Source organism: Paraburkholderia sediminicola (assembly GCF_046027355.1).
In the GTDB taxonomy this organism is placed as follows: Bacteria; Pseudomonadota; Gammaproteobacteria; order Burkholderiales; family Burkholderiaceae; genus Paraburkholderia; species Paraburkholderia sediminicola_B.
This window is the reverse complement of the sequence record NZ_JAQQEK010000002.1, coordinates 552,826-571,855: the sequence shown is the minus strand read 5'-3', so window position 1 is coordinate 571,855 and position 19,030 is coordinate 552,826. Positions and strand designations below refer to the sequence as shown.

The 19,030-nt window shown below is 60.6% G+C and carries 17 protein-coding genes; 5 read left to right on the top strand and 12 right to left on the bottom strand.

The features are described 5' to 3' along the window. Positions 1-31: 31 nt before the first annotated feature. Positions 32-1,486, bottom strand: coding sequence for an aldehyde dehydrogenase family protein (locus PQR42_RS05830; protein ID WP_408493586.1), 1,455 nt, complete (start codon positions 1,484-1,486; stop codon positions 32-34). A 317-nt stretch (positions 1,487-1,803) separates the two neighbouring features. Between PQR42_RS05830 and PQR42_RS05825 the strand changes: the two genes are divergently transcribed. Then, complete coding sequence (locus tag PQR42_RS05825) at positions 1,804-3,186, top strand: MFS transporter (RefSeq protein ID WP_408382993.1); 1,383 nt, start codon at positions 1,804-1,806, stop codon at positions 3,184-3,186. A 15-nt stretch (positions 3,187-3,201) separates the two neighbouring features. On the opposite strand, the gene PQR42_RS05820 is transcribed toward PQR42_RS05825, so the two are convergent. From PQR42_RS05820 to PQR42_RS05800, 5 genes are all read right to left on the bottom strand, one after another. Then, positions 3,202-3,969 (bottom strand): IclR family transcriptional regulator, encoded by a 768-nt coding sequence (locus PQR42_RS05820; RefSeq protein WP_154563621.1) that lies wholly within the window; start codon positions 3,967-3,969, stop codon positions 3,202-3,204. Between the two features lie 240 nt (positions 3,970-4,209). After that, positions 4,210-4,935 carry a class II aldolase/adducin family protein gene (locus PQR42_RS05815; protein ID WP_408216514.1) on the bottom strand — a complete coding sequence of 242 codons (726 nt, stop codon included), beginning with the start codon at positions 4,933-4,935 and terminating at the stop codon, positions 4,210-4,212. Continuing rightward, the gene (locus PQR42_RS05810) at positions 4,920-5,762 is read right to left on the bottom strand and encodes a VOC family protein (protein ID WP_408382991.1); all 843 of its coding nucleotides are present in this window, start codon (positions 5,760-5,762) and stop codon (positions 4,920-4,922) included. Before PQR42_RS05810 ends, PQR42_RS05815 begins: the two co-directional genes overlap by 16 nt. Before the next feature lie 10 nt (positions 5,763-5,772). After that, entirely contained in the window at positions 5,773-7,440 is a 1,668-nt protein-coding gene (locus tag PQR42_RS05805; protein ID WP_408382989.1) for a bifunctional 3-(3-hydroxy-phenyl)propionate/3-hydroxycinnamic acid hydroxylase, read from the bottom strand. 92 nt (positions 7,441-7,532) lie between these two features. After that, positions 7,533-8,387, bottom strand: coding sequence for a fumarylacetoacetate hydrolase family protein (locus PQR42_RS05800; protein ID WP_408216524.1), 855 nt, complete (start codon positions 8,385-8,387; stop codon positions 7,533-7,535). Between the two features lie 197 nt (positions 8,388-8,584). Between PQR42_RS05800 and PQR42_RS05795 the strand changes: the two genes are divergently transcribed. Beyond that, positions 8,585-9,625, top strand: coding sequence for a porin (locus PQR42_RS05795; RefSeq protein WP_408382987.1), 1,041 nt, complete (start codon positions 8,585-8,587; stop codon positions 9,623-9,625). 135 nt (positions 9,626-9,760) lie between these two features. Beyond that, a complete protein-coding gene (locus PQR42_RS05790) occupies positions 9,761-11,080 on the top strand; it encodes an MFS transporter (protein ID WP_408382985.1) in 1,320 nt (439 codons plus the stop codon). Between the two features lie 514 nt (positions 11,081-11,594). Here the strand turns inward: PQR42_RS05790 and PQR42_RS05785 are convergent. Next, a complete protein-coding gene (locus PQR42_RS05785) occupies positions 11,595-13,106 on the bottom strand; it encodes a sensor domain-containing diguanylate cyclase (RefSeq protein WP_408382983.1) in 1,512 nt (503 codons plus the stop codon). An 8-nt stretch (positions 13,107-13,114) separates the two neighbouring features. Here PQR42_RS05785 and PQR42_RS05780 point away from each other — a divergent pair, with 8 nt between their 5' ends. Continuing rightward, positions 13,115-13,276: a hypothetical protein gene (locus tag PQR42_RS05780; protein ID WP_408216535.1), complete on the top strand. Its 162-nt coding sequence runs from the start codon at positions 13,115-13,117 to the stop codon at positions 13,274-13,276. Positions 13,277-13,828: 552 nt separating this feature from the next. Here PQR42_RS05780 and PQR42_RS05775 read toward each other — a convergent pair. The 5 genes from PQR42_RS05775 to PQR42_RS05755 form a co-directional block, all read right to left on the bottom strand. Further along, entirely contained in the window at positions 13,829-14,011 is a 183-nt protein-coding gene (locus PQR42_RS05775; RefSeq protein ID WP_408449930.1) for a hypothetical protein, read from the bottom strand. A gap of 387 nt (positions 14,012-14,398) precedes the next feature. Beyond that, positions 14,399-14,596, bottom strand: a complete 198-nt coding sequence (locus tag PQR42_RS05770; RefSeq protein WP_408216542.1) for a hypothetical protein — start codon at positions 14,594-14,596, stop codon at positions 14,399-14,401. Positions 14,597-14,798: 202 nt separating this feature from the next. After that, complete coding sequence (locus tag PQR42_RS05765) at positions 14,799-16,259, bottom strand: trypsin-like peptidase domain-containing protein (RefSeq protein WP_408382981.1); 1,461 nt, start codon at positions 16,257-16,259, stop codon at positions 14,799-14,801. 336 nt (positions 16,260-16,595) lie between these two features. Beyond that, positions 16,596-16,778: a DUF2934 domain-containing protein gene (locus PQR42_RS05760; RefSeq protein ID WP_408216547.1), complete on the bottom strand. Its 183-nt coding sequence runs from the start codon at positions 16,776-16,778 to the stop codon at positions 16,596-16,598. Positions 16,779-17,042: 264 nt separating this feature from the next. After that, positions 17,043-17,981 carry a DUF1571 domain-containing protein gene (locus tag PQR42_RS05755; protein WP_408382978.1) on the bottom strand — a complete coding sequence of 313 codons (939 nt, stop codon included), beginning with the start codon at positions 17,979-17,981 and terminating at the stop codon, positions 17,043-17,045. On the opposite strand from PQR42_RS05755, the gene PQR42_RS05750 reads away from it, so the two are divergent. Then, positions 17,980-18,267, top strand: a complete 288-nt coding sequence (locus PQR42_RS05750; protein WP_408493585.1) for a hypothetical protein — start codon at positions 17,980-17,982, stop codon at positions 18,265-18,267. The genes PQR42_RS05755 and PQR42_RS05750 overlap by 2 nt on opposite strands. The last annotated feature ends 763 nt before the right edge of the window (positions 18,268-19,030 follow it).

Here is a 19,030-nt window from a genome sequence, read left to right as displayed (position 1 = left end):
ATGCGTGCCGTGCGTCACTGCGGAGTACCGGTTACAGCATGATGTTGATCACCTTCGTTTCGGTATAGCTCAGCATTTCGTCGAGACTCTCTTCGCGTCCCACGCCAGAGTTCTTGTAGCCGCCAAATGGCACGCCCCTGAAATGGGTGCCCACACCGTTGATCCAGATATAGCCGCTACGAACCTGACGGGCGGTCTGCATGGCCGTGCCGATATCAGCCGTCCAGATGGACGCCGTCAGACCGTATTCGACCGAATTGGCAATGTCGAGCGCCTGCTTCGCATCACTCCAGCGCATGATCGACAGGATCGGCCCAAACACCTCCTCCTGTGCGATACGCATCTGCGATGTCACATCCGCAAATACCGTTGGCTCGAGCCAGTAGCCGCGCTGGAATTCGGCGCCCTCCGGCCGCCGGCCGCCATGCACGAGCCGCGCGCCGTCAGCCTTGGCGACTTCAACGTAATTGCATACCTTGTCGTACTGCGCCTTCGAATTGATCGGCCCCATGGTCGATGTTTCGAGCGCAGGATTACCCAGCCTGATCTGCCTGACACGAGCGACGACGCTTTCGACGAACTCGTCATACAGGCTGTCATGTACCAACAGGCGGCTTGTCGAACCACAGGACTGGCCCTGCCACGCAAAATTCATCCCACGCACAGCGGCATCTTTGGCTCGCTCGAGATCGGCATCCGGGAACACGATCATCGGATTCTTGCCTCCGAGCTCGAGCGAGATGTGCTTGACGCACACGTCGGCTGCGGATTTCTGGATCTGGCGAGCGGTGCCGGGCGACCCGATGAACGCGATCCGCTTGATATCCGGGTGGCGTGCAATGGCGTCACCGGCATCACGGCCAAGTCCGGTGACGACGTTCATCACACCGGGCGGCAGAGCCTGCTGGCAGATTTCCGCGAAGATCGTCGCGGAAAGCGGGCTCGTCTCGGGTGGCTTGACCACGACGGCGTTGCCTGCCATCAACGCAGCCGCGGTACGGGCCGCGGCGAACATGATGGGGTGATTGAACGGTACGATCCGGCCGACTACTCCAAACGGCTCCCGAACGGTCAAGTGGAGGTTGCCGGGCGTCGCCGGGATCGTCTCCCCCTTCAGTTCGTAGCCAAGCCCGGCGTAGTGATTGAGTGACCATACGGCAGCGTCGACATCCCCTTTCAGCGCGCTGATGGTATTGCCGGTATCAGCCACCTCCACGGCAAGAATTTCGTCCGAGCGCGCCTTGAGTTGCCTTGCCACCTCCCGGAGCGCTTCCCCACGCGCCTCCACGCCGAGCGCATTCCATGCCGGCCACGCCTGCGTTGCCGCCTTTGCCGCTGCGTCTACGTCCGACGCGGCGGCGGCTGGCGTGTAGCCAATAACCTCTTCGGTAGCGGGATTGATGGACGGAAGCCATTCGCCCGTTTGGCTTGCCGTCAGTTCCCCTCCGATCAGCATCAATCGCTTGTTGTCTTCGCCTAACTTCATCGTCTGCTCCATTGCTTGATACGGATGCCTATGCGCGCTTGTTCACGCCACAAAACCATTCGGCGCGACCTGCGGGACCCTCGCCGGCATGATGCGAGAATCCGCGACCCCTCCGCCGAATAGAAATTATATGCTACATGATCGCTCATTTCGATATATAGGTTATAACCACTGATGCTTTTTTATCTTATTTCGATAAAACTTACACACCTATCGCATAGCACTGTTCCATATCCGCCCATCCAGTTTGGCCGGATTCGCCTTCCCTGCAGCCAGGACGCGACGGGAAACAGTGCATACCTACTACTGGAGATGCCGTGAAACCCGTCACCGTCGACGTTCAAGACTTCATCAACAAGCACCCGTTCTCGGGATATCAATGGCGGATCCTTCTTCTGTGCTTCCTCGTTGTCGCAGTCGACGGGCTTAACACTGCGTCAATGGGTTTCATTGCGCCGGCGCTGGCCGCACACTGGCACGTCTCGAGAGCGGCACTCGCGCCGGTCATGAGCGCGGCACTGTTCGGACTCGCGATTGGCGCGTTGACGGCCGGCCCGATGGCCGACAGGTATGGACGCAAAACCGTGATCGTTGTTTCCGTGCTGACGTTCGGTCTGAGCAGCCTGCTCGCCGCACGGGCCGGTTCACTTTCAATGATGGTCGGGTTGCGCTTCGTAGCGGGACTGGGTCTCGGCGCCGCCATGCCCAACACCAGCACGATGATGACTGAGTACAGCCCCGTATCGCGCCGTTCGTTGTTCGGCACGTTGATGCTATGCGGCTTTACGCTTGGCTCCGCGTCCGCCGGCTTTCTTTCGTCACAGCTCATTCCCGCATTCGGGTGGCGCAGTGTGCTGTTTGCAGGCGGGATCCTGCCGACCGTGCTCGGCATCGTGCTGATCGCCCTGCTGCCGGAATCCGCGCGCTTTCTCGTCGTCCAGCGCGCTCGCGCGGCGCGGATCGCGGCGATCCTGCAAAAGATCGCACCGGCCGAGAATCTCGATGGCGTGACGTTCAGCGTCCCCGAAGCAGCCAACGCCGGCCGGTCGTCCATCCGCGCCCTGTTCACACCGCAGAACGCAGGTGGCACGCTGCTCCTGTGGATGACGAACTTCTTCGGGCAGGTCGTCGTCTATCTGCTGACGGGTTGGCTTCCGACACTCATGAGGGATACAGGCATTCCGATCGAGTCGGCAGCCATGGTTACCGCCATGTTCATGTTTGGCGGCACCTTCGGTGCGGTGTTCATGGGCTGGCTGATGGACAGGATAAACCGGTACCTGGTACTAACCTTGGCGTACGCGGCGGCCGTCGTATTCATCGTCCCGATCGGCTCGCACCCGAGCAGCCTGGTTCTACTGAAAGTGCTGGTGTTCGCCGCAGGATTCGCGATGGGAGCGCAGGCGGCGCTGTCAGTCCTCGCGTCGCAGTTTTACGAAACGCCCTGCCGCGCGACGGGCGTAAGCTGGATGCTCGGAATCGGCCGTATCGGTGGTATCGTCGGCGCGTCTATCGGCGGAATTCTGTTGACGATGGGCTGGGACTTCCAGCTCATCTTCAACAGCCTCGCGGTACCGGTCGCGCTGGCCGCTGCGGCCATTGGCGCGATGGGTATCCAGGCGGGGAAGATTTCGGCACGTGGAAATCGCGAGGCGAGCGTCGATGCCCGGCCGGATCGATCTGCTCGCAGGCAGACCTGAAACCGGAGCAGCGAATCAGGACGGAACGGCAGCCGTTTCGTCGCGCAACTCCATCTCGATCTCCCGCGCACCGGTCGAGACCAGTGCGGCGAGGCGAGCAATCGTTTTCTCGTCTGTCTGCCCGGTCACGACATAGCTGATGCTTCCGACACCCGTCCTGTCAGCCGACAGAATGGCCGCCGCGATCCCGACCAAACCGGTATCGACCTCTCCTCGTGTCACGACACTGCCGGCTTTGCGCCATTCGCCCAACACAGAGCGGAAGGCGGGAAGTGTCTTGCCCAACCCCGCCTTCGCGATCGCTTTGGTGTGCTTCTCAAACAGCGCCTTCACACGCCTCGGCGGCAGATACGCGAGCAGCATCTTCGAAGTCGCGCCATAGAACAGCGGCATAGGCCGTCCCCGCTCGTAGCTGACCGCCGGCGAACTGCCCGGCGCATGCACGCGGTGAATGCACAGGACGCTTTCACCGACTGCACGGCACAGCAACACGACCGAGCCGGGCGGCGCGTAGGCAGACAGATCATTCATGACCGGGCGCGCGGCGATCAGCAGCGGGTCGGTCAACTGCAACTGCCGGTCGAGCTGTGTAATCGCCGGCCCCAGGCCGTAGCGACCAGGGCGGGTCGTGGCGATCAACCCCGCTTCGTCGAGCGCAGACAGATAACGATAGGCCGTGGCAATTCCAACGTCCAGCGCTGCGGCAACGTCTTCCGCGGTCCATTCCGGATGCTCGACCGTGAAGAGTTTCAGGACGGAAAGAGAACGGTCAGATGCGGCCATGGAAAGTATTTATTGGCAGGAAAGTGCTTAAATTTTCTCACCTTTAGATAATTTTGTGCAATCCATGTTAACACCGCGCCCCACATCGATCAAAGATTTGATCGATGTGGGACCAGGGCGGGAAGTCGCCGTCCGTGCGGACGGCTGGATTGCGGCCGATGCGGCCGTATTGAAGAATGCATATTGACCGGACAATCACGGCAGCAGCGATGTCAGCGTCTCGAGTCGTCTGAACTTGCGTCAGATTTCCGTCTTGCGCCGCGCCGCCGCCTGCTCGGCCCACAGGTCCCAGCAGCGGCTGGTCTGAGTCGCGTTGGCCCGGGTAGCGGCGCCGGATTCCGCAGCGGTCAGATAGTCGACTTCCGTACCGAGCGCGATCGCCTGAGTCTGGATCCGCGCGTTGACCTCCGTGTAGACAGCCCGATACACGGACTCGCGCAGGTTGCCACCGACCACGACCGAACCGTGACCGCGAAGCAGAGACACACAGGCGCCACCAAGCGCCTGTGCCAGATAACGGCCTTTCTCCGCATCGCGGATCAACAGGTCGGTTTCATCGCCGAAACCCTCACGGATCTCGAAGCGCGTAGCGCCGTGCAGGAACGAGGCCATGTGAAATACAGGCTTCAGGCTCACCCGGGATACACCGAACGGAATGACGGATGCCGAGTGACTATGCACCACCGAAGCGACGTCGGGCCGTGCCCGATAGATTTCGGCATGGATGAACCGTTCCAGATACACGCCTCGTCCATTCGCATCGATCGGTTCACCATTTTCGTCATGCTCGATGATGTCCTCGGCACGTACCCGCGATGGCGCCATGGAGCGCGAAAGCAGGAAATGCCCCGGCTTGCCGGGATGCCGCACGCTGACGTGCCCAAACGCGTCGACAACATGCTCGTCGAACAGAATATGATTCGCAACGACCAGCTCGGCAATGACCTGTTCTAGGTTCGAATCCATGCGCGTCCCCACGAATTCAGCGTACGTTCGCCATGAGGCCAGACGCCCGGCGCATCGTCAACACTGACGTGTGCCAGCTCCGCCGAGAATTCCAACCGGTTGCCATCCGGGTCCGTGACCATGAAGAAGAGGTTGTTGCCCGGTCCATGGCGGCCCGGCCCGAAGAAAATCGGCACTTCCGCTTTCGCGAACAGGTCGCCCCAATCGCGTATGTCATTCCATTCGCTCGTCTCGTAGCAGTGATGATCCCAGACATTCTGGCTGCCCTGAAAGAACGCGAGCGTGTGGTGTTCGTCGTCAGAACGCATGAAGACCACCATCGGTTTGCCGCTGTCGTCGACCACCTCGTCCGAGATCGCAAAGCCGATGACTTCCGTATAGAAGGCAATCACACGTTCCAGTTCCGTCGTCTGGAATACGGTATGTTGCAGGCGCCCCGGCATACCATTTCGCTGCGCACCGTCAGCCGCCAGCCCAAAAGAAACCAGCCGGCCCTGGGGATCACGAACCATGAACGCGCCGGACCGATACAGCACGCTGTCGGTAGGCAAGCATTGAACGTCGCTCATGGTCAATCGTTGACGCAGTCTGTCGAGGTCCTGCGTGGAGTTGAGCACGAAACCCGAATGAGGCAAACGCCCGCTGCGGGAATCGCTGATTTCCACCGCGCGCGACGGCCCCGTTAGCACGATCCGGTCGTCTGGCGACTCGACATCCTCCAGGCCAAGCCGGGCGCGATAGAAAGCAGCGAGCTGTTGCGGATCGTCCGACACGATATGCAGATGATGCAGTCGTGCCGGCGTGGCCTGCTGAAGCGTAGTTACCATGATATTCCCCTCAGACATGCGATGACGCAGCAGCGGACTCAGTCACCGTTGCAACATCCGCCACACGCTCGTCAAAGCGATCGATACCGAGTCGTGCCGCATAGACAGCGGCGAACCGTGACTGCTCCTCCACCTTGAAAGACCCGGCAACATAGCGATCAGGGCGTAACAGCAGCACACGTCCTTCGTGGTGTGCGAGCGGCGTTTCAAACACGCCATTAACGTCAACAACAACTCTGTGCGAGGCGTCACTTCGAAGCGTCGGAAAGGGCGAACCGGCAGGCAAGACATGCACCCTTGTACAACGTAACGTTCTCCACAGCGGATGATCCAGCGCAGCCAGCCCGCTGACATTGGCCGGACCATACTGGATGAGTGCGAACCCCTGACCAGCCATATCATCAAGCAGGCATGTCCTGCCATCGGCGGTCCGAACCAGGGGTTGCGGCAGCATGCGCCCGCGATAACTCTGTTTGCCGAGATCGTCCTCCGGTCCCAGCAACCCCTCCTTGAAGCGCGGCTTGGGCTTGAACTTCATCTGCAGGAAATAGTCGCGCAGCGGCGGGATATAACCGGCGAAGGTAAAGAACGACTGCCAGAGAAACGCGCTCAGACGCGATGACGGCGCCATCACCGTACCAAGATTGAGCGCAAGACGGATCAACGCCCATGCATGCTCGCGGCGCTCCATCTCATAGGTGTTGAGCACCTGGGCAGGCAAGCGCCCCTCCAGCACAGCGGCGATCTTCCAGCCGAGGTTGAACGCGTCCCGCACGCCGCTGTTCATCCCCTGCCCGGCATATGGCGGAGTCAGGTGAGCGGCGTCACCGGCGAGAAATACCCGCCCCTCCTGCCAGCGTTCAGCAACCCGCGCGTGGAACGTATAGACCACCTTGCGAATGATGTTCGTCTCCCGGTCGCCCCGGAACGGCATGAGCAGTTTCCGGATCGCTGCGGGTTCCATGATCGCGTCGGCGGACTCATGGGGATGAACCAGAATCTCGAACCGCCGCGTGCGGTGTGGCCCAGGCACGTCGACGACAGCCCGCTTCGCGTCGCAGTAGACCCGCATCTGCGAGAACGTATCGTCGTCGTCCTCCGTATCGATGACAAGCCATCGCGACTTGAACGTCGAGCCGACCATCTTGATACCGAGCATTTCGCGAACCGGACTGCGGCCGCCATCACAGGCAATGAGGTACTGTGCGCGAATTTCCATCTGCGCGCCGTCGTGAGCCGTGACCTGGGCGACCACCGCCTTGTCGTCCTGCGTGAAGGACTCGAGCGTATGACCGAACAGCACCTGGCCGCATTCGAACCGGTTCAACCCCTCGCGCACCGTTGCTTCGAACAGAGGCTGCCGGAACGCGTTCCGGCGCGGGAAGCCATATTCGCTGGCAGTCGGAATCACTTTGCCAAAGCACCGCCCACCGTAACGCGTAAAATAATGAACGCCATAACCAGGAACGACGTCTTTCATCACGGGCTCCGCAAGCCCGATTGCCTGCATGGTTCGCAGCGACTCGTCGTCGATCGATACAGCACGCGGCTCTGCGATTGTGGATGGCTTGCGGTCCACGAGAGTGAACTGCACGCCCGCGCTTCCGAGCACATTCGAGAGCGCCAGCCCGGTCGGACCGCCTCCGACTACGAGTACGTCGACATGGATAATCTTCAATTCGTGACTCCATCAGCATCAGCTACCGGCGCCGCCACCAGGGACGCGCACCAGCCGCCCACCGTAAGGCGGGCGCCTCCTGGACATTATTCCTAGCGGGCCTCGTCGACCACCACATTGCGCAGCGTGCCGATGCGGGAGATCTCGACCTCAACCACATCACCAGCCTTCATCCACAAGGGAGGTGAGCGGAAGGCACCGACGCCGCCTGTGGTTCCGGTGATGATCACGTCACCCGGGCGCAGTTCGGTGAACGTGGAGCAGTATTCGATCAATTGACCCACGTCGAAGATCAGATCGTCGGTTTTTGCTTCCTGGACCGCCACGCCGTTCAGGCGCGTGATCAACGTCAGTTTCGACGGATCGCCGACCTCATCGGGCGTGACCAGCCACGGTCCAAATCCGCCGGTTGACGGAAAATTCTTGCCCGGAATGAACTGGATCGTATGCTTCTGCCAGTCCCGCACGCTGCCGTCGTTGTAGCAGGAATATCCGGCGACGTATTGCGCGGCATCCTCTCGACGCACGTGACGCGCGGTCTTGCCGATCACGATTGCCAATTCGCCTTCAAAGTCCAGTTTTTCAGACGCACTGGGACGAACAATCGGGCCGCCGTGTGCGGTCTGCGAATCAGCCCAGCGGGTGAAGATCATCGGAAACGTGGGAATCTCCCGCCCCGTCTCCTTCACGTGCGACAGGTAGTTGATGCCGACGCACAGGATCTTCTCCGGGTCCGGCACAACGGGTAACAGCCTCACATCGGTCAGCGCGATGCGCTCCTTCGCGCCGGCGACCCATTGCGCGATTGCCGGCAGACTCCCTTTCGCCAGCGCCGCCTTCAACGTCCCGCCAACTTCGCCGGCGATGGGCGCCAGATCCACCAGGCTATCGCCATCCACCACGCCGAACGACGTGGCACCCCGATACTCGAAACTCACCAGCTTCATCTCATGTCCCTCCCGGAATCGATGCCTGAATCATAACGCAACTGGAATTCACGTCAACAAATTTATCGTATTTCGATAATTAAGCGTTAACGATAGTTATGTTTGTATTGGAATACGGTCAATATTCACCCCATTGCGCGGTTTCGAACACACCGGCAAACGCCCGGCTGACACAACAACATGAAGGAGACAGATAGATGAAAGCAGCATGGCTGGCGGCCGCGGTCTTATGCACAAGCGCCACAACCGGGTACGCGCAAAGCTCGGTCACGCTATACGGCATCGTCGATTCGTATCTTGGCGTGACCCATGCCACCGGCAAGGGAACGGCAGTCAGTATTGACAGCGCCGGGTATCAGCAAAGTCGTCTGGGCCTGCGGATCGTGGAAGATATTGGTGCGGGCTATCACGTCAACGCGGTGCTCGAGAATGGCTTCTCGCTTTCGCAGGGTTCGGCCGCCGATCCCACACGCGCATTCAGCCGCCAAGCCTGGGTGGGTCTTTCCGGCCCGTTCGGCGAAGTACGCGCGGGGCGGCAAAACTCACCGCAGTACATCATGCTGGCGCAACTCGATGCTTTCTACGGGGCGACCTACGGTTCGATCATCAACAACTCGTCAAGCCTCGGCATCCGCTACGACAACTCGCTCAGCTATATCTCCCCGAGTCTCTATGGATTCAAGGTGCAAGGACTCGTGTCGCTTGGCGGACAGGCGTCGCCGCACACCGGCAACAACGTCTATGTCGCGATGATCGATTATTCGCGCGGCCCCTGGTATTTCGGTCTGAACTACGCCGAACAGAAAAGCCAGAACGCGTCGTTCTCGATCAAATCAACCTTCGCCGCCGCGAACTACGACTACGGTCACGGCCGCATCTACCTGTCTTACTACCGTGGTGACAACCCCGGCGCCAATGCGCCGGCCAACGTGCGCGGCGTGTATGCCAGCATCTACTCGCTCTCGGGCGACTGGCGCATCACGCCGGACCTGGCCGTCGGCGCCGGTTGGGGATGGATTGATGTCAGCGGCGCAAACGCCCCACGGGCATGGCAGGCAAGCGCAATCGGAACCTATGCGCTATCCAAGCGCACGCTCCTGTTCAGCACGCTCGCCTACGTCAGCAACAGTAACGGCGGCGTGTTTTCCCTTGGCGGCGCCGGGCCCATCACGCGCAATGTGCCGCTTGCCGGTGGCAGCGAACTCGGCTTCCAGGCAGGTATCCGCCACACGTTCTAGGTTGGTCAATCCATCACGGATTAAATACGAGGAAATTTCATGCATATCGCTCACGTCACACCGGATGCCACCGGCCGCGGCAAATCTGGACAATCAGACCGGCCATTCGCGATCGGCGGCAGGCACGAAGCGCTCGTGGGCGACGTCATCGACGCGCGCCCCATGTCGGCCCTGCAACGCTTTACCGTGGCCTTATGCATGCTGGTCGCAGTACTGGACGGGTTCGACACGCAGACCATCGGCTTCCTTGCTCCCGCCATCTCCGCCGACCTGCACATTCCGCTGCACCAGTTCGGACCGGTATTCACAGCGGGACTCGTCGGCCTGATGTTGGGCGCGGTCGTATGCGGCACACTCGCCGACCGTTACGGCCGGAAAAAGATTCTGATCGCGTCCACGCTTGCGTTCGGCGCATTTGCACTCCTCACCGCTTACGCGACGACACTGCCACAACTGCTGATCGTCCGGTTCCTGACCGGTGTCGGCCTGGGCGGCGCCATGCCGAACATCGTCGCCATCGCGTCCGAGTTCTCGCCCCGCCGCCTCGCAAGAATCTCCGTGACACTGCTCTTTTGCGGCATGCCGGCCGGCGCGGTGTTAGGCGGGCTGGTCAGTGCGGCATTGTTGCCCCGCTTCGGGTGGCATGCCGTGTTCTATGTGGGCGGAGGCCTGCCGCTGATCATCGCAGCGGCGCTGGCGGCATGGATGCCCGAGTCGGTGCGCTACCTCATCTGTCGCGGCGATGCGAACCTGCGCGTCAATGCAATCATGCGACGGATCGCTCCGGATCTTGACTCGAACGCCGTCGCCTTTGTCGACACCGTCCGCGCTCCAGGTGGCGCAACGATCCGGCAATTGTTCACGGACGGCCGCGCGCCCACCACAATCCTGTTGTGGATCCCCTATTTCCTCAACCTGATGGTTCTGTATTTCTCGATCAGCTGGCTTCCCGCCGTGCTTGTTTTGAACGGGCAGAATGTGTCGATCGGTATCGAGGCAATTACGGCATTCAGCGTCGGCGGCATCATCGGATCGATCGCGCAGGGCAAATTGATGAACCGGTTCGGCGTGACACCGGTGCTCTTTACGGAATTCATCCTTTACATGGCATTTGTTGCGATGCTGGTGCTGTTGCCCCTCGACAGCGCGCTCATTCTGGCCTGCACGCTGGGCGCAGGCTGTGCCGTACAGGGCGCGCAGGCGGGCCTCAATTCGCTCGCGGCGGAAATCTATCCTGTCTCGATGAGGGCGACGGGGGTCGGGTGTGCGCTGAGCGTCGGCCGTATCGGATCGATCCTCGGTCCAATCGCCGGCACCCTGATGCTCGCGCAGCACTGGAATGCCCGGCAGATCTTTCTGTCCGGACTCGTGCCGGGCGCCATCGCCGCACTCGCACTGCTGGGCGGCGCGCTGCTCCAGCAACGCACGCGAATTCCTGCCGGCGAGCAAAGATAACGCGGCGCCGGCAGCAGCTGAACGAGCCGGATCCGTCCACCTTTTCGGCGGAGCTAGTCGCGCTTACATCGATTGGACTGTCATTTCGTCGAAGCCTTGACTGCCAAGGCAGTGAACCCGGGTCCGTTTCGCCTGCGCGGCGCACGGTCCCAGTGCCTGCCACACCGGAATGATCCGCAGCGCGCAGCGGCCCGTGCAGCAATGTTCGCCGGCGTGGTGTCAGCCGGGCGCCTGTCGCGATTTGTCATTTCGATCATTGCGAAAGCCGATGGTCATCCACCGTCTCGCCCTTTGCAGTGTGATTGGCCGCGCATTGCGCTGGCCGCCTTTGAAACGTGAATTGCTAATGCGTCGGCAATGCCGTCAAGTTTTACTAACAGCACCGACGCCTGATGCGTTTGCAATCTGAAGCCTCGACCCATTGAAGAAATGACTTCCCGGCAGGAATGGCGGAAAGCAGGGGTCGTCTCACTCCACGCTCCCGATATATTCCACAGCAAAAAACGCGGCCTTTCTATGCCTCGCAGACCCGGTTACGCCCGGTTGACTTCGCTTCGTACAGGGCCGAGTCAGCCATGTTTACCAGAGTCGCGCCGTCGTGGGCCGCCCGCCCGTGGGACGTCACCACGCCGATGCTCACAGTCACCCGGCCATACCGGCTTTGGACGTGTTCAAGATTGAGATCGAATACGGCGCGTCGAATGGTCTCCGCGACATTCGTGGCGCCCGTCGCGTCGGTATCCGCAAGGGTCACCACGAACTCCTCGCCGCCATATCGGGCCACCTGGTCGGCCGATCGTAGAACGCAAAGACCCACACATTGAGCAACGGCTCTCAGCACCTCATCACCCGCCTGGTGACCATAGTAGTCGTTGTATGCCTTGAACTGATCGATGTCGATGAACAGTAACGAGAGCGGACGGCCAGAGCGATTTGCCCGTTGCCACTCCTTTTGCAGCGTGTCGTCAAAGGTGCCCCGGTTGCTCAATCCCGTGAGGGCGTCCGTACGCGCCAGATGCTGTAGTTTCGATTCCGCAAGCTGTCGCCGCCGTAGTTCTCGCGACAACAGCAAGGATCCGGCCCCAAGGATCATGCTGAACACCGCCATCACGATCTCGAGTCGCCTGGCCCGGCGTTGCCACTCAGCGTAAATGTCGCTCTCCGCAGGCGCCACGTCGACGATGATCGGAAGCCCGGGTAAGTGCTTGTACACGTAGAGCCTGCGGATCCCATCGATTGAGGCAGTGCCCGAGAACGCACCTTCGTTCGTCGACATCGCCTGAATAAACACGGGGGCGTTTCTGATGTCACGCCCGACCACCTTCGGATCGTAGGGCAAACGCGTGATCATGGTGCCGTTAGTCTCGATCACCGCTGCTGTGCCGCGCTCCCCCACGGACAGGCCGTCCAGTAAAGCGCGAAAATAGTCGATACTCAGCGTCCCAACCGCGACACCACCGAAAGAGCCGTCCGTGCGCGTAATCCGGCGACTCAGGGCAATCGTGAGCGCCCCGTCGCGCAGTCGCGACGCGTAGGGTTTGCTGATGTACAGCTCGGTGTTGCCGCTGTCGCGGTGAAAGGTGAAATAGTCACGGTCAGCGAAGTTCCCGACGCGCGCCGGTATGAATCCGGAATCCAGGATGATGTCTCCGCGCTCACTCATCACGAAGATGGAGCCGAGGTATTTGCCTGAGGCGGCACGGTCGAACAACACCCCGTTTCGGATCTTCGCGGGGAGCGACATCACCTGCGGATCCGCGACCCCGTCCACCACCGCCTGCAGCGAAAGATCGTAAAGTTCGATGTTGCGAGCGATGTCCCGCTCGATGACCAGCATCAGGTTCCGTGCGTTCTCCTCAGCGCGGTTGTAGGCATCGTTACGTGACTCGAAAAGCACCCACGCGCAAAGGCTGCACGTGAACAGTATCAGCAGGACGCCACAAACGATCACACCGGATGGCGACAATACCCGCGAGGTGGATGACGAAAGGGATCGCCGCATAGAAAGCGATAGTGACGAACGCATGGAGCCTCATGAAACGAATTCATACCCACGGTCTGAACAAACGTCGCCGCGAACTGGGGGCAGCAGGTGCGCCTGGCGATCAACCAGTCATCGCTATTTCCTGCGACGCACGAAACCCCGAAAATGAATGCGATTATCGCTGCACAGGATCTGACAAAATCATTACTTGAGTAATTTACTGGAAAGCCAAAGACCGCCTTTTCAAATACTTGACGCGACACGCGCGCAGGCATCGCAGGCTAGACGAGTGGGTCGAAGTGAGCTTACCCGTGTTCAGGCGATGGTCTGGCTTGCGGAACGCTAGCACTGCGACCGAACCCGTATGGTAGCAGCGGACAATCATGGTGCGCCGTGTTTGTCGAACGACCGCGAGACGCAGAAAATTCTCACTCATGCCCGGGACGCGAACTCCAGGTACCCCACCCGATGGGGAATGAGCGGTAACGAGTACTCCGTCCTGAACGCTGCATTCGGGTCGCGGTCACCCGGCCAGAACAGCCCGAGGAAATGGCGACGCACCTCCTTCACCTGCTCTCGCATGACCCGGCGTCCGCGACCGTGCGAACATTGGAATGACCTGCGGCCGGCATCTGCAGCCAGTCTCTGATGGAGTCGAGGACGAGAAGGACTTCGCATGACCGAATCCCGGATGGTAACGATCGCCGGTCCGTCGCGCACCCTGGGTAAAAATCGGAACTGGCCTGCGCCTCACGGCGCATCGCTCACCGGGTCTTCATATACGCCGCATACAGCCCGGCATGCAGATCGCGCAGCGCCTTGCGACGTTCGACCAGTTCATGCTGGTTACCCTGCCGCTCGAGGCTGAGGATCTGCAGCAACAGTCGCGTTGCCCGCTCCGGTGCCGTCTGGCGTGACGGCTGCGCCTCACGGAGCAGCGGTGCCAAGGCGGGCTTTTCGGTCAGCACCCACGCGGGAAACCACGCGAGGTCGGCTGTCTGGCCGGCACCCTCGAAATTCGCGTCGAATTTTTGCGCAACGTGTCGATTGACACGTCGGCAAGCCGGTTCAACAAGTCAGCCAGGCTCGTGATGCGTTCTTCACCTTCGCAGTCTCGACCGTTCAGAAGGCGACCCAACCGTTCACCACGGAGTTGCAGCATTCGCCTGAGCTGCTTGAGATCGACAGCGTCCCGCGTCGGTTCCAAGCCTTCGGGTCCACGCCTTCTCCCATCAGGCTGACAAGCGCGTGACCGGCTAGTCCGTTCGCACGCGCGAACTTCCACAGGATCGACACTCGGACCAAAATGCATATTAGCGCCTCGCGCGGTTGGATCAATTGTGCCTCTCCCGCACGTACGCCCGCCCCTTCTCTGTGATCAGACACCCACCGTGTGGGGCCGCCGAAATCAGGTCGCGCTTTTCCAGTTCGGCTTGGATGTCCCATTCAACCATGAGAGGTTGGTCGCTCGCCGCGCGGTGGCTGAGTTCCAGAAGCGTTTCTTGCGCTTTGGTGCTGAGCTCTTGTGCCATGGTTGTCTCCTTCCAGGTCTTCAAGGAATTCCAGTATGAAGCAACGCCCGGTCCTTTCACCGACGCAATGGCGCGCGCCCGCCGTGGTAAGTCTTCACAGTCGCCCCCGAAACGCTCGGCTAACAATGGGTCCCGCGTCGGTCTTGCGACGTTGCCACGCCAACCCTGTTTTCCTCGCGCCATCAAAGCTGCCCTTGGCTGTTCATCTAAGTTCGACCGAAACAAAGCTGCGCGCGTTGTTGCGCTGGATCAGCACCGCTATCTCCTTCGCTGCCTTTGCTTCCAACGCGGCCACTTGCTCCTGCGATTCGACCAGCGTGCCGTTGAGCGACAGGACGATATCGCCGGGCTGGATGCCTGCCGCTGCCGCCGGCCCATGAACCTCGTCGACCATCAGACCTACAGCAAGCCCGCTCGCGCGCCGCTCGCCCTCGCTCAGCGGATGCATGATCAAGCCCAGGCGATCCGTCGCGCCGCCTTCGGTTGGTCGAGCGTTAGGGCTTTCCCCCGACGTGCCAACCGTGACCGTCATCGTCACCGGTCTTCGATTGCGGAATAGCCTAAGTGTGATTTTCGTCCCGGGCTGCAGACTAGCAGCGTCTTCCACGAGTTCGGCGGAGCGATCAATCGTCTTGTCACCGAACTGCACGATTACGTCGCCTGGCTTGATGCCCATCGCAGCAGCCGGTGTGCCGGGCGCGACCGAATTGACCAGCGCACCTGCCGGTCGCGGCAGCCCAAAGGCCACTGCCAATCCCGGGCCGACGTCCTGTACCTCCACGCCAAGACCGCCCGGAGGTACCTTGCGCTGAGTTTGCAACTGCGATCGCACCTTGGTCGCCACGCTGATCGGGATGGCAAAAGTCAGGCTCGTATACCTGTCCGAATCCGAATAAACCTGCACGTCAATGCCGATCACCTCGCCAGCACGGTTGAACAGCGGGCCACCCGAGTTGTCGGGGTTCACGGAGACGTCGGTCTGGAAAAAGGGAAAATTGCTGCCATCCGGTAGCGTGCGGGACGTGGCGCTGACGATGCCGGCTGTGACGGTATTCTGAAAGCGATCGGGCGATCCGATCGTCAGCACCTGTTCGCCAACGCGCACTCGCGACGAGTCGCCAAGTTTGACCGTCGGAAGCTTCGTGGCGTCGATCTGAATCACCGCGACGTCGCTCTGGGCGTCGACAGCCAGCACCTTTGCCTTGAACTCGCGCCGGTCGGTCAGCCTGACGATAATTTCGTCGGCTTGATCCACCACATGAGCCGTGGTCAGAATGAGGCCATCGGGGCTAACGATGAATCCAGAGCCCGCACCCCGTAGAACGCCTGGCGGGTTGCCTTGAGACTCCTGCGGTTGCTGCGGCGTGCGCTTGAAGAACGCAAAAAGGGGATCGTCAGGATCGAGCGACTCGACGGCTGGTGCGGACGTTTGTTGCTCCTGGGCCGTCGTGCTGATATTCACGACGGCGGGCCCGTATTTCTCGACGATAGTGGGGAAGTCGATCGGCGCGGCAGCGTTAGCCGGCGAAACCCGCTTCTCCTTCGCGGGCACCGGAGCCGCGCCCGCGGCTGTCGCCGTTGACTTCAGGCATGGATAGCCGACGAGAAATACAGCCATCACGGCGGTGCGGAACAAGGCGCAGGCAAGAGTGTGGTGCAACACAGCGCACCTCCAAGGCGGTCGTCATGCCGGGGCCGGGCGCGTGAAGCGCCGGTGGCTAACAAGCACTGTGGATAAATTATTTCGCGTGTAGCAACCGGCAACTGTGATACAGCGCACCGATGAAAACGAAAACGAAAAAATCTGCAACGCCCAACGCATTGACAACGGCCATGCGGCCCACCCATGCGATCCACCTTCCGGTTTCACGGATGCGAGCCATGAACGGCCTCAGAAACGGGCCGGGTTACCGTAATCGATGTCTGCTTCCTGGAAGAAAGGATGTCCGCTCAGGGCCATTGGCGTCAGGCCATTCTGTACCACTGCTGGAATGAGCCGTTAGTCCGGCGCCCGGACATCCGGATCACCGGGCTCGGCAGAGTCCGGGGCGGTCATCTCCTTCTCGACGAGTGCACGGGCTGTGCGCCAGTACTCGTCAGCGCACCCTTCCAGGGCGCCGTCCAGTTGCCAGAGTTCGTACGCGCGCGCCCGGATCTTCTCTTCCACAGTCGTGCCACTCATTGCATAGTCTCCATTGGTCACAGGGATACAGATGACGAGCACCAAAATCCACGCCGCGGCCACCGGAAAGCGCGTTCAGCGCCACGATGGCTAGTGCGAACGAACCGAACGCAACCGGATGGCCGTGAATAACACCGTGATGTTTGAGTACGATGGAATATTCCCGGTTAATCTCGCTTCTTCTGCACCAGACGATACGGCTCGCCGGCCAGGAAGCGTTCGAGTCGCTCTCCCGTCGTCGCAATGGCCGATAGCGGCGCCGCCTCAGAACCTATACTCCGGATTCTTTGAATCGAATACCGAGTCGTCGAAACGTTTCAGCGTCACGTCCGTGAATGAAAACTTCTCGAAGAGTTCGAGATCGTTGTCCCACGCTTCGCTCGTGCGAAAAAAGGGTTGCCGCAAGTCGAGGCCGAGCCGCTCCTTCTTTGCATAGAAGTCGGGCCGTCCGGTAGGTGTTTCCCACGTGAACGCTACTACGCGCGCACCATGATCGTTCAGCACCTCGATCTGCGAGGGCTTCTCGACGCCTGCCGCGCGATACTTCTTCAGCTCATCCAGAAACAGATCCGTGAAATAGTCTATGCCCAGCTCACGCACGGTATGGTTCGACTGCGCCTTGACGCGAGCGCCATCGATTGGTACCCAGAAGGACGCGAGGTTGAGGATCCCACCCGGATGCGCGTAAAGCTGGTCCGGATCCTTCTTCTCGTCATAAATCATTTCCTGCCCGGCATTCCTGCCGTCAGCCAGCCACTTAACATAGACTTGTCGCGGCTCCTGACGATAGCGGACCAGCATGTGAGCTGGTTTCGTCTGCCACCTGCCTTTCACGCGTTGTTGGCTGAACGTCTGGAACTCGTATTCCCGGTAGCGCGCGCTACCCGTCTGCACATAGCGAGAAAGCGTGTCGGGCGCGAGCGCTCGAAAGAGTTCGATCAGTTGCGCGTCGTCCAATCTTTCGAGCTCACCGCTTCGGGCGGCGTGGGTTAGCCAGACTATCTGGCGCTCGACAGGCAGACTCGATACCTGTGTGATCGCGACGGGTGACTGATCTCCCGGCGCTGGATGGCCCGCCGGTGTCGGCGCGTCCTCAGCATGCCCCGGCGCGACAATCATCGCAGCCGATGCGAGCGCTAGGGATGCTAGCCTCGCAAACCCTGCGACGCGGGACTTTATTGACGTCTTGGCGACAGGCAGCATGTGGCACCTCGGATTCGCCGATTTTTCGTTAAGACAGCGAGGCAAGCACGATCCACTGCCTTCCGACATGAACCTTGAACGCGTCACCCGTTTCGTGATCAGTTGTCGAACTCAAGTGCGACGTCTCGGCGGTGTCGACCTGCTCATGGAAGCCATCGGCGAGCTTGCTCCTTATGTCCGGTGGCAGCGATCGAACGATGGCAAGGGCAGGCATCCTACAACCCTGAACAATTTCGGACGCTCGGCTGAAAGACCAGAATCGTCTGCCGCGCGACGCGATGCATAGGGCCGCTTAGGGCGAGTGAGCCGGTAACAGACTCATCTTGATTCCGTCCGCGCGTTCTCCGGAACACGCGGGTTTTCTTCAGCCCGAAGCGTATCGCCGAACAGTGATACACATCGAGCGGGAGCGTGTGACAGTCCCTCCCGACGTATGATGGTCGTGCCCTCACGGCTCGATAAACCCATGTGCCACGTAAGCCGCCCTTATCATAGCGATGAGGGTCCATCCGTTTGAGCAGCCGCGCGCAGATGTTCGCGGCGATAGTGATCAATGGACAGCGTCGCCGCAATTGCGAGTACGAATACCCCGACGACCATGCCACCCAGGATTCGATCATGGCGAACTTCCTCTCGCGCGGTCGAGTGCCTCTTCAAGCTCTACTGTAGATGCTGACCGCCGTTGATCGCAACGTTGACCCCGGTCACGAACACGGTCGCGCCAGCGCGCATCCGGACTATAGTTATTGTTGATTAGGGTTGGACGCACGATTCGGACGAAAACGTACGTTGGCTGCGACGCACAATCAATAGAATCAAAGGCTTGGAGTTAGGCGACGATTTTCGTCCGGATCGTGCGTCCACCCGCCATTGGTCGCTCTCTGGGCGTCAGCGCTACACTTGGCGCGTCACCCAGCTTGGGGGACGCCCTGCGTCCAATACCGTACAAACGGATCTGACGGGTCGCGATATGATGGTTTTGAGGGCTGAGACCTAGCCCTCTGTACGAGCCGTTAAGGTCGCCGTCAGCGTCCGCCGACCTATCGCAA